The organism is Streptomyces populi, from assembly GCF_002911015.1.
Classification (GTDB): Bacteria; Actinomycetota; Actinomycetes; order Streptomycetales; family Streptomycetaceae; genus Streptomyces; species Streptomyces populi.
Genome location: NZ_KZ626862.1, coordinates 87,204 through 98,437 on the forward strand (window position 1 = coordinate 87,204; position 11,234 = coordinate 98,437).

At 68.4% G+C, this 11,234-nt stretch carries 8 protein-coding genes and 2 CRISPR repeat arrays (1 of these 10 only partly in view); all 8 genes read right to left on the reverse strand.

Features of this window, described 5'->3' with window-relative positions:
- Positions 1 to 346: direct repeats of the CRISPR family, unit length 29 nt; unit sequence CGGAACACCCCCACGCCGGTGGGGAAGAC (it extends 2,977 nt beyond the left edge of the window).
- 17 nt (positions 347 to 363) lie between these two features.
- A complete protein-coding gene (gene cas2e, locus CW362_RS14705; RefSeq protein ID WP_103549884.1) occupies positions 364 to 681 on the reverse strand; it encodes a type I-E CRISPR-associated endoribonuclease Cas2e in 318 nt (105 codons plus the stop codon).
- Positions 681 to 1,631, reverse strand: coding sequence for a type I-E CRISPR-associated endonuclease Cas1e (cas1e, locus tag CW362_RS14710; RefSeq protein ID WP_103549885.1), 951 nt, complete (start codon positions 1,629 to 1,631; stop codon positions 681 to 683). The genes cas2e and cas1e overlap by 1 nt, the downstream gene beginning before the upstream one ends.
- Before the next feature lie 56 nt (positions 1,632 to 1,687).
- Positions 1,688 to 2,338, reverse strand: coding sequence for a type I-E CRISPR-associated protein Cas6/Cse3/CasE (cas6e, locus tag CW362_RS14715; RefSeq protein ID WP_103549886.1), 651 nt, complete (start codon positions 2,336 to 2,338; stop codon positions 1,688 to 1,690).
- Positions 2,335 to 3,126, reverse strand: a complete 792-nt coding sequence (gene cas5e, locus CW362_RS14720) for a type I-E CRISPR-associated protein Cas5/CasD (RefSeq protein WP_103549887.1) — start codon at positions 3,124 to 3,126, stop codon at positions 2,335 to 2,337. The genes cas6e and cas5e overlap by 4 nt, the downstream gene beginning before the upstream one ends.
- Positions 3,123 to 4,250, reverse strand: a complete 1,128-nt coding sequence (gene cas7e, locus CW362_RS14725; RefSeq protein WP_103549888.1) for a type I-E CRISPR-associated protein Cas7/Cse4/CasC — start codon at positions 4,248 to 4,250, stop codon at positions 3,123 to 3,125. Before cas7e ends, cas5e begins: the two co-directional genes overlap by 4 nt.
- Positions 4,247 to 4,891, reverse strand: coding sequence for a type I-E CRISPR-associated protein Cse2/CasB (gene casB, locus CW362_RS14730; protein ID WP_240657792.1), 645 nt, complete (start codon positions 4,889 to 4,891; stop codon positions 4,247 to 4,249). The genes cas7e and casB overlap by 4 nt, the downstream gene beginning before the upstream one ends.
- A gap of 80 nt (positions 4,892 to 4,971) precedes the next feature.
- A complete protein-coding gene (casA, locus tag CW362_RS14735; RefSeq protein ID WP_240657793.1) occupies positions 4,972 to 6,561 on the reverse strand; it encodes a type I-E CRISPR-associated protein Cse1/CasA in 1,590 nt (529 codons plus the stop codon).
- Positions 6,562 to 6,962: 401 nt separating this feature from the next.
- Positions 6,963 to 9,815 (reverse strand): CRISPR-associated helicase Cas3', encoded by a 2,853-nt coding sequence (gene cas3, locus CW362_RS14740; RefSeq protein WP_338069057.1) that lies wholly within the window; start codon positions 9,813 to 9,815, stop codon positions 6,963 to 6,965.
- Between the two features lie 170 nt (positions 9,816 to 9,985).
- Positions 9,986 to 11,234: a CRISPR direct-repeat array (repeat unit 29 nt; unit sequence GTCCTCCCCACCGGCGTGGGGGTGTTCCG).

Below are 11,234 nucleotides of genomic sequence, written 5' to 3' on the forward strand. Positions count from 1 at the left end.
CCCCTTGGGCGCCGGAACACCCCCACGCCGGTGGGGAAGACTTGTAAGACCGACCGAATTCCTTCTCTCTCTTCGGAACACCCCCACGCCGGTGGGGAAGACTGCACCGGCCACACCACATACCCCGACGGTTTCGGAACACCCCCACGCCGGTGGGGAAGACTCCGCCCGCCGCCTGCCCTCCGAGGAAGACGGCGGAACACCCCCACGCCGGTGGGGAAGACGCCGGCACCGCGTTCGTGGAGCGGCTGATCGATGGAACACCCCCACGCCGGTGGGGAAGACTTCACCCCCAGCAAGGAGCAATCGTGACCGGCCGGAACACCCCCACGCCGGTGGGGAAGACCCTTCGCGACCTGGGGTTCAGGAGGGGCTTTGCCCAGACTTTGCCTCATGAGGGGCTGTCATGCGGATGAGGGTAAGTCCGTCGAAGTCGATGGGGACACGGCGTCGGGTGCCTGCGGTGCGGATGGCGTAGCCCTGTTCCGTGGGGGCTGGGTGAACCAGGACGGCCGCTCCATCGCTGACGGTTTCGGTGATGGCTTGCCAGAGTTGGTCGCGCACGCGGGCTGAGACGGCACCCACGAAGATTCCGGGGACGACTTCGCTGGTCCACCTGCTCAGGGCGCCGCGCAGGTGGTTGGGGACGGCTGTTGTGGCGATGACGACCATGGATGGCATCAGGGGCCGCCTGTTGCGTAGTTGACTCCGGCCGGCAGGACGCCTGCTTTGGGGTCCCACAGGTGGACCATTTCGACGTCACGGCGTTCGGGAAGATCTCCTGGGTCAGCTGCGGTCCCGGAAGCCTCTGCGCTGCCTGGGGTCAGGAGCAGTTGAACGTCCTGGACGATACGGGGCAGGAGGCGCAGCAGTCGTAGGTCCTCGCGGAAGCGGCGTCGGGCTTCTTGTTCGGGGTTGGTGGACTGGTGGAGGGCGAAGGCCAAGGGAAGCGTGGTACGGGCCTTGTACAGGTCGGCAATGTCGTAGACGAACGCGTGCTGGGTGCCGGCGTGGACGAAGCCGAGGGCGGGTGACAGGCCAAGGGCGAGCAGGGCTGCGTGGACGATGCCGTACAGGCAGGTGTTCGCGGCGGACAGGGCGAGGTTGACCGGGTCCTGGGCGTGCCACTGGTCAGGGTGATAATTGCGACGGAAGCGACCGATCCCGTGCTGTTGCGCCAGAATTTTGTACAGGGCTTTCATGCGCTGGCCTTCCATGCCGCGCAGCTTTTCGAGGGTGACGGTGTCGGGCACCTCGGCGTCCTGGAATCGCATCCCGTACATGCGGACGGCGACGTCGAGGCGCCGGTCGGGGTCGCTCCAGACCGCGACTTGCTGCTCGAGCCAGTGAGTGGTGAGGGAGTCGGGCAGGATCCCGGCGTAGGCTCGTACGCCTCCTGCTCCCACGCACACCACGCTGGTGCCGTGGCGGGCAAGGGTAGTCAGGGCCGGTGTGGTGATGGATACGCCCGGACCGAGGAGCAGGCAGGACAGCGCGGCGGTGGGGATGTAGACGAGGTCGGTGCGGTTTTCCCCGACCTGGATCTGTGCGCAGACGCCGGTGTCGTCCTGTACGACGCGGACCATGTCGAGGTAGAGGAACGACAGGGAGTCGGCGACACGGGGCAGCATGGCGAGGGTGGGGGCGGCGAGACGTCTGCGCGCGTCGCCGCCCCTGCCTGGTGCGCTCATGCCGCGGTGGCCGGGGCGAGGGAGAGTAGACCCGCGCCGTAGGGTTTCGCTCGGCCGATGCCGGTCAGGACAGCTTCGGTGAGGGCGGTGGGATCGGTGACGGTGGCGGTGCCGTCGTAGCGCAGCAGGCTGTGCCGGATGGAGGGCGTCTGCGTGCCGCGAGGGCGCGCGGGCTCGAGGTTGGTGGGGGTCAGGACGTGGAGTTGGAGGCCGGCGTCGGCGGCACGGCGCAGCCACCACTGGTCCGCGTCCGCACCCGAGAGGGCAATGATCTTGCCGTGTTTGTTCTTCGTCTCCAGCGGGAGGCGTTCTCGTTTGGCGGGGTTGACGACGATGCGGTAGCGCACGGCGAGCCCTTTACGCAGTGCGGAGAACATGGGGGCGAGGCTTTTGACTTCGGCGGCGCCATAGCCGACAGGCAGCCGCGCCGGGTCGAGGCGGGCGGCCTGGACGAGGAGCGTGGTGGAGGTGTCGCTCTCCTCCAGCCGGTACAGCAGTCCGGCCTGTCGGCGCGGTGAGTCTCCCAGCCCGTCGGGCACGGTACGCATCACAGTGCGGTGCATCTGGGTGGCATCACGCAGGTCGCGTTGGACGTCGCGGCTGTGCGGGTTGAGGTGGATCCGTGCGATCACCGGGTGGTCGTTCATGCGCATTCCTCGGTCTGGGCGTAGTCGATCAATCGCCGCAGCAGCTGGGATTGGGGTCCGGTCAGGGTTGCGGGCAGCCATTCGACGCTCCGGTACAGACGGCGCACGCCGTAGCTTCGTCCGTGCGGGGCGAAGCTGACCGGTAGGTCGCTGACGTCGAAGGTGTCGGCGGACAGCGAGGCCGCATCGGCAGGCAGGCGCTCATGAAGGAACTCCACGGGCACGGTGTCATCCGTGCCGCCGTCCCGGTGTGCCGGGGCAGGGCGGCTGAGGGGGACAGCGGTGAGAAGTTCGTTCTCGGGGTCGTCGATGTGGCTGCGCAGGACGAACGGTTCGTCCGGCACGCAGGATCGTCGGCCCAGGTAGGGCGCCCAGTGCGGCCGGTGCAGTGCGTCGGCGAGGCGGGAGATGGTGTCGTCTTCTCCACTGACGGCGACGACGAAGACCGCATCGGAGAGATAGTGGCGGCGAGTGATCACGGCGGCGCCCTTGTTGCTGCCGCCGCTGGTCGCGGCGGTGCGGGCCTTGGGCTGGCCACCGCCGACGGTGTGATAGTCGATGAGCCGAACGCCCGGCCGGTCGACACGCACGGTGATACGCAGCCCGTCGTACCGGTCGATTCCGCCGTCCCTTCCGCTGTCGCTTCTGCCGATGCCTTCGGCTGCTGCGAACAGGCCGACGAGCGCAGAGCGCGTCGGGAACGGTGCAGTGTCGCGCACGGGTGTGAACGCCGAGCGTTCGCCCCACGACTGGAGGGGGCCGGCCAGACGCAGGAGAAGTCCGCTCACTGCTGGTCACCGGACTGCGGCAGGGCAGCGTCCACTGCGGCTTCGATCAGCTGGTCGTAGGAGTCGATTTCGGTGCCCAGCCCGTCCAGGAGCTCCTCGGGGGCGATGGTGGCGTGGCCGTGGAAACGCCTGCTGCGGCCTCCGGTGAGCCGGTTGATGCCCTGCGCATACATGGCGAGCGCGGTACGGGAGTTCTTGGAGAAGCCGCCCTGGGCGTCGGCGGCGACCGGGGTCTCGAAGGCGGCGGCCAGGGACAGCGGGCGGTGCTCACGCACGGCGGCGTAGGCCAGGTCGGGCAGGGTGTGCGGGGCGGTGCTGTTCCGCTTGGCCTGGGGCAGCGACAGCAGGAAGTGCTCGGCGAAGGAACTCAGCACCGTGCGGGCCGCCTTCATGTCGCCTTCCAGGTTCTTGACCAGGTCGGTGACGTTGACGGTGGCGTAGCGGTAGAAGACACCCGCGCTGAACTCGGCCGTGTCCAGGTGGCCGCTTCCGGTCTCGGCTTCGCCCAGCCAGTCGTCCACAGCCGTGAAGTAGTCGCGCTGCGGCTCGGCCGCGTGCGTGGTGAAGACGTGTGCCACCTGGGCGGCGCCGTCGACGTTGGCGTCGGGCAGTTCGGCCAGCATGCGCCCCAGCAGGCTGATGGAGGCCGTGCGCCTCTTGAGGATCTCCTCGATCCGGGCGGGTGGCAGCAACTGCCCGGGACTCTTCTTGTTCTGGCCGCCCTCCAGTGCCTCACGGTGCTCGGCGCACACGGCGGCCAGTTCGTCGATGGCCGCTTCGGGCAGGAACAGCAGGACGGAGGTGTGTCCCGCCTTCTCCGTACCGATGCCCTTCTTCCCGGCGCTGGCGGCGACCTGCGCCCCGGCGAACGCCGCCAGCTCGGCCGGCCATCCGGCCCGCTCGAGGGCCTGCTTGAGCCTGACGGGCACCATGCGGGTACGGGCGGCCTTCTCCCCGAGGTCCTGCTCCACGCCGTGCCGGATGACCCGCTTCCAGGACTGGCTGGAGACACGGATACGCGACGCGTTGCCGTAGCGCACCTGCTTGGGAGAACCGAGATCGTCCCGGTTGAGGTTCGCGGCCGGCACCGACTGCAGGGCGCTGAGGTCCAGGTAGAGGCTCATGAGTCGTTCTCCTCGGTCACGTCAGTCGATTGGGGGCTGGTGTCGTCAACGGGTGCCTGCTCGACGCTCGTGATACGGAAGTAGGCCTCGAGCCAGCGGGTGGCGATCCGGTCACGGTCTCGGTTCCACCAGGCCAGGTCCTCCAGGAGAACGGCCCAGTCGATGGCGATACCGCCGTTCAGGAGCTGCCGGGTCAGGGCGGGCAGAGCTGGGTGGATGGTCCCGGTGCTCTGCCGGCACATCAGATGCAGAGCGCTCTCCGCGGTCGTCGGCTTGAGGACCTTCTTGTTGACGGCCTGGCCGAGTGCCGCACCGAGGTTGGGGCGTGCGTACCAGTCGGCGGCCGCATTCTCATTCTCGGCGCTCACCGGTGTGGCATTACGGGCTGCACGGGGGCGGGCGGCGATGAGCGCGGCCACCGCGTAGTGGGCTCGCTTGGCGTCGGGGTGCAACCGTTCGGGCAGTCGCGGCACGAGATAACGGTGCAGATAGTTGCACCGCTCAACCGGCAGACCGAGCCCTCTGCGCAGCGCGGCCCGAGCCCCGTTCGACTCGCACAGCTCGTTCACATACGCCACGAACCGGTCGGAGGGGCGGGCGGGTTTCTTCGACGCCACGGGCGCCGAAGCAGGAAGAGTCATGGCACATCCCTGGATAGGGCGAAGGGTGAAAACGAAGAGACAGAACCGATCACGAGACAGCGGGCACTGGCCGGCCCGGATCAGGCGGTCTGAGAGCTGGGCAGAAGACTGGCAAGAATCGCCCGGGCGCGGCTGCGGGCCCTCGCCACCCGGATGTCGGTGCGGTTGACCGGGCCGATCGCCTCGTCCAGCGCCGCCAGAGCCGCCTCGACAAACGGCCGTTCGACTGCCGAAGCAGCCTGTCCGGGGGTGGCAAGCCGCCAGAACTCCCGCTCGGCGGACGGCCAGTAGCGCGCCAAGGCCACCGCGGCCCACGGTCCGGGCTTGCGCTGATCGATCCGGATCTTGGCCTTGGCAGACAAGTCCGCGTTCACGTCCGTCGCGATTCGCCAGGCGACTTTCGCAGCAAAATCAAGCCGGGATCCGGCATCCTCGGCAATGCGGTGACAGCGGTTCACGTGATGCGCCATCTGCGGATCGCTCTGCTCCTGCCACTGCAGAACAGGAGGAGTCGTCGCCTGGAACCAGACACTGTCTTTCTGCTGACCGTCCTGCTCGAACCCGTATGCCCGTACCCGCAGCACGGGCAGCAACCGCTTCGGCAAGTCCTCCAGACAGGGCGGACGCTGTACGTCCTGCTTGCTGTCCTTCAGCAACAGCGAATCGATGTCCCGCCACAGCGCCCGCGACCCGTCCGCCTCCCTCGGCTGGAACGCCCCGTCCTTGCGCCGGTCGAGAATCTGAAACGGATCACGGACCGCAGGCGCGGCCTCATGCGTCGACCACGTGATGTAGGCGTCGGTCACCGACCGCCGGTCGGCAGAGGGCACCAGCAGGACCGCGTGCCGGAACCGTCCGGTCAGCAGACGGCCCGGCCATGTCATGGCAGGAAGCGGATCCAGCGGAGCGTTCAACTCCTCCTCCCACGGGCAGGCGTCCTCGGCCTCCCAGTCCGCTTCGGCCTGCGGGCCGGGAACTGCCAGCACCAGGCTCGTGAACAGATCCGGCGCCCAGGCGAAGTACGACAGAGATTTCCGCAGCGGTGCCGCGTCCCCGCTGCCCGCCCGCTGTGAGGTGATCCGCCGCGGTGTGCACTGGCCCGACGGCCCGAAGTACAACTGCGCCAGCAGATGCCACACCGCCTCCGCGGCCGGCACCGCGACCGGCGCCGTATCGGTGAAATGCCCGAACAGCACTGCCCCGTTGACGCCCGTCGGCCGCCCCATGACCAGCTTGTTCACCCCGGACGGATTCGGTGCACCCTTCGAATCCGTGCACTCCACGGCCAGCCTCGGATCCTGCAGAAACGGCCGCTGGACATCGAACAGGTCGAAACGGCCTTCTGGGACTTCCTTGTCCAGGTAGGCGTCCACCGCGTCCGGATCGAACCGGTGCTGCTGCAGCACCCGCCGCCGCAGCGCGTGCCAGTCATCGATGTCCTCCGCGATGCCGCGGTTGTCGAGACGGGCTCTCCCGGCCTGAGCGATCCTCGCGGTGATCGCGGCCAGGACACGCAGCAGACCTGCCGCCGCCGGCGGCACCACCAGCTCCAGATCCGCGATCTCATGCGCTTGTTTGAACAGCCCCCGTAAACCCAGCCGCACCGACTCGCCCGTCAGCAACCGCACCGGAATCCACGGCTCGTCCCGCAGGTCGAACCCTCCACTCACCAGCAGTCCCCCTTACCGACACACGGCTCAACACACCAGCCAGCGCAGCCCACAGCCCTTGGCCGACCCGCTCCTGGCGTCGTGGCCGACATTGAAGCACCGCCCACTGACAACGGCCCCGCCCAATGCCGGAGCGGGACCAGCACAGCAGGGCAAGAAGCCGGCCGCAGGGATTTGATGAAGGTGAAAGGGCAGGGTGAGTCGGTGGTGTATATGAGGAAAGAAGTGAAAGGGCTTGTGTGAGCGGGAGAGTCCAGCCAACTCTGTTCCGTTCACTGCGGCGTTGACGAAAGATCGCTGATCCCCACCTTCGTGGGGGTGTTTCAGTGAACGGGCACGGCCCACTCTGCCCGGAAGATCCTTCCCCGCCGACGTGGGGGTGCCGGCAGAGCCCGCCTGCGTCAACGCCGTACGAGGCCCAGGTCTGCGTCCAGGTACAACATCCTGCCGCCCATCGCCACTGGGCCAGCCGCTCCCCCTTGTACCGGCTGACACACGACGCGAACATCGCTCAGCATCGGATGCTCCGCCCACGACTCCGGCGGGCTGAACAGCTCTCTTTCCTCAGCTGGAAGCCAGCTCCCGTTGACCGGGATCGTGCGTCGCATCACCGCCCGCACGGCAGTGGCCGTAACCCGCTCCCCCGCTGACGGGTCGGGGATCGGTTCGTCACCCTCCAGATCGAGAGTCCTGCGCCCGTCCTCTTGGATGTAAGCACATAGCAGCCGTACCGAATTCGCCCCCAGCCGAGTAGCGACCTCCCACTCGTCCTCCTCTCCCGGCAGGCTGTGCAGGTTGTGCAGTCCCCTCACGCTCCTGGCCCGGGGCACCGCAATCAGGCCGGCCTGGCCGCGCTCCGCAAGTTCCTTCCCCTGGTGGGCGTTCCACGCCGCCTGCTGTCGGCCACCTGGGTTGTCCCAGTCGAATGAGCCCTCGACAGCACTTTGCACCGACTCGACCAGGTCCTGAACGTCGTCCGGAATGGCGATCGCACCGTCGGTGAGCTTGGCCAGCTTCTCCGACGTCACGGAGAGCAGGAACTCGGAGTAGACCTCACCCCATTGCTTCGGCACTGTCCCACGGTCTGCGAGTGGGTCGAGGACGACCAAACGTGGCGCGTCCGCCCACCCCGGGCGGCCACGACCGTCCGGATAGCCGTGACGTGTCCACCAGTTCTCGTGCCGCCAGCACCGGCCGGCCCGCTGCAACAGCAGCGCCAGCGGAGCCAGATCGCTGATCACCAGGTCAGCGTCCAGGTCGAGTGACTGCTCGACGACCTGCGTCGCCACCACGATCCGGCGCACCGGCCGCGGCCCTGAACGCCCCAGTCCCTCTGCTACCCCCCGCGTTCGGACCTCCCGCACATCACCGGGGAAACGGGCATGCAGCAGCTGCACGATCCCGCCCTGCTCGTGCGAACGGTCGTCGAACCGTTCACGCAGCCGCAGGTACGTCTCCTGCGCGTCACCGACCGTGTTGCACACGACCAGCGCACTGCCGCCCTCCCCCACAGCCACCGGCTCCACCAGCCGCTCGACGACCGCAAGACGATCACGCGCCCCGCCCCGGCCGTGGACGACCGGCTCCACACGCACGTCCAAGCGCATGCTCCGCTCGCTGGCCTGCTCCTGCCGCCTCACCGCCGACATCTCCGTACCCCGGCCGCTGGCACCGTCCACATACAGCCAGCCCGGATACGGCGCCGGGAACGACCGCTTCCCCAGCCCGGACCGATCATGCCCCGCACCCTGCAGATACTCCTTGATCAGCCGGTCACTGACCGACGCCGGCAACGTCGCCGACAGCAGCACGACCGGCACCCCGAACGCGCCCAGCCAGTTCAGCAACCGCCCCAACAACACCTGCATGTACGGGTCATAGGCGTGCGCCTCATCCACAATGAACGTCTTGCCCGTCAACGCCAGCAACCGCAGCATGTTGTGCCGCACCGGCAACACCGACATCAGCGCCTGGTCCACCGTGCCCACCGCGAACTGCGCCAGCAGTGGGCGCTTGGGCCCTCGCAGCCACTGCCGCGGCCGCATATCCGCCTCCGCGCGCTGCCGCTCCGCCTGCCCTTCGTCCCCGTCGCAGGTCACCACACCCTGCCCCGCGCCCAAAGACTCTTCCGAGTACGCGCTGTTCAGCCAGGCCATGCTGTGAACGAGAGTCAGCCCCGCATCACGACCGGACTGCCGCACCAGCGCCCCGGCGACCCGCCCGTACATTTGATCACTTGTCGCCATCGTCGGCAGAAGAAACGCAAACCCCCGCGTGCCGAACACGGCTGACAGTACCCGCTCAGCTTCCAGAGCGGTCTCGCTCTTCCCATCTCCCGGGGCAGCCGTCACCAGGAGAATCCCACCCCGGTTCCCACCCCTCACCGCCGTCCGCAACTCCTCCATCACCGACCGCTGCAGCGGATTTGGTTCCCCCTTGATCCCGTACGCCTCAGCGAAACCCGGACGCTGCAGCTGCACAGGCACCAGACCCGCATCAGCCAGCAGACCCGCCACGTCCACCTGCGACTGGGTGAAATGCGCTTCCAGCGACGGATCCAGTGCCTTCTGCCGACGCCGAAGGTAGCTCTCCTGGCTGACCAGCCAGTCCGCAAGGACAACGACCCCCGTCACCAAAACAGCCGACGCTGCCTTGAACGACTCCGGCGCCACAGGAGATCCCAACAGGTCAAACACCGCCGACGCATGCGCAGCACGCTGCCGCGCCCACGCCGGCCCTCCCAGGAACGCCGATCCGCTCCCGCCCTCGTTACGGTAGAAGCGGCCATGGTGACCACCGATGATCTCCGCAACCCGCTCCGCAGCAGCAGTCTCCCCATCGGCGTCAAACCCCAGCACCGCCAGCACGTCCGCAGCCGCCTGCATACCAGCCACGTCGTGTCCCAGCCGCTCACCGCCCATCCGCGCGCGGTCCTCACTCAGTGGCGCCCGAAGATTTTCGGCCCCGTGCCGAGAGCAGAACTGAAACCCTGAAAGCTTGCCGATGTCGTGCAGCCCCGCGCACAAGCCGACCACCGCGCGCGCCTCGCCCGGCTCGCCTGCGAACCCCATCCCTTTGGCAATGCTCCACCGCTGATTGTCCGACAGATACACGTCCCACAGATGCAGCGCCATGGCAGCCGTATCAAGGAGGTGTCTGACCAGCGGATACGGAGGCAGCCCCGGATCCAGTCCCCGCGACTTTCCCCAAACCGACTCGTCCGGCCCCTCGCTGATCACTCCCGACACGGCCACCCCTCTCCATAGGCCTGCCTGTGGCGCAGATCCAAACACAGACCACTGACACCGGGCGTGGCTGCCGACGCTGGGTAAAGTGACGACATGAGACGTACGCGTCGACATCTCCGGACCACAATGCCAGTAAAGGGACGGCAAAGTCATTCCTAACGCGCTGGTCAGGAAGTGTCCTCCCCACCGGCGTGGGGGTGTTCCGGAGTCGGGGGCCAGGTAGACGACCCCGTAGCCGTCCTCCCCACCGGCGTGGGGGTGTTCCGCACCGCACGGGTACGAGGAGGACGGCGTCACCGTCCTCCCCACCGGCGTGGGGGTGTTCCGAGGCCGCCGACCCCAGCATCTACCGCGTCCGAGTCCTCCCCACCGGCGTGGGGGTGTTCCGTCGCGGCGCGAGAACTCGTAGCCCTCGGCGTCGTCCTCCCCACCGGCGTGGGGGTGTTCCGCTGACGTAGAAGGCGGAGGCGCAGACCAGGAGGTCCTCCCCACCGGCGTGGGGGTGTTCCGTCGGCGCTCGCCCGCGAGCACTTCCGGAGCTGGTCCTCCCCACCGGCGTGGGGGTGTTCCGCCAGGCCAGGCCCGTCTCGTTCCGCGTCGTCTGTCCTCCCCACCGGCGTGGGGGTGTTCCGTTGAGAACGCCAAGGAGCCCGACGAGGGCGACGTCCTCCCCACCGGCGTGGGGGTGTTCCGTCCACCAGCCGCTCGACGAACGCGGTGCCGGCGTCCTCCCCACCGGCGTGGGGGTGTTCCGTCAAGCCCCGACCACGCACATGACGCGGTCGCGTCCTCCCCACCGGCGTGGGGGTGTTCCGGAACCCCCGTGTCTGACCCCGCCCAGCAGCCCGTCCTCCCCACCGGCGTGGGGGTGTTCCGATCATGTGGGGCAAGGCGGGCGCCGTTGTTGCGTCCTCCCCACCGGCGTGGGGGTGTTCCGTCGTCCTTCCTCATCGCTGAGCGCGTGCATGGGTCCTCCCCACCGGCGTGGGGGTGTTCCGGTCAGGGCGAGCAGGCCGCCGAAGACGCCGCGGTCCTCCCCACCGGCGTGGGGGTGTTCCGCAGGGCTTATGGACAGATGGGTGTGCTATAAGGTCCTCCCCACCGGCGTGGGGGTGTTCCGCAGACCGCTCAGGCACACGCCGACCGCATCCAGTCCTCCCCACCGGCGTGGGGGTGTTCCGCGGGGTCGGCTTCGGCTTCGGGCTCGCCGGGGGTCCTCCCCACCGGCGTGGGGGTGTTCCGCGGGGTCGGCTTCGGCTTCGGGCTCGCCGGGGGTCCTCCCCACCGGCGTGGGGGTGTTCCGAGGACGCCCAGGGCCAACCCGGCGTTGAGCTGGTCCTCCCCACCGGCGTGGGGGTGTTCCGAAAACCAATTTCGCGCGGAAATCCGACCAGATGTCCTCCCCACCGGCGTGGGGGTGTTCCG

Excerpts from the sequence above, each read along its gene's own strand:
- cas2e (WP_103549884.1), bottom strand. The coding sequence starts at position 681 with ATGCCATCCATGGTCGTCATCGCCACAACAGCCGTCCCCAACCACCTG.
- cas1e (WP_103549885.1), bottom strand. The coding sequence starts at position 1,631 with ATGCTGCCCCGTGTCGCCGACTCCCTGTCGTTCCTCTACCTCGACATG.
- cas6e (WP_103549886.1), bottom strand. The coding sequence starts at position 2,338 with ATGAACGACCACCCGGTGATCGCACGGATCCACCTCAACCCGCACAGC.
- cas7e (WP_103549888.1), bottom strand. The coding sequence starts at position 4,250 with ATGAGCCTCTACCTGGACCTCAGCGCCCTGCAGTCGGTGCCGGCCGCG.
- casB (WP_240657792.1), bottom strand. The coding sequence starts at position 4,891 with ATGACTCTTCCTGCTTCGGCGCCCGTGGCGTCGAAGAAACCCGCCCGC.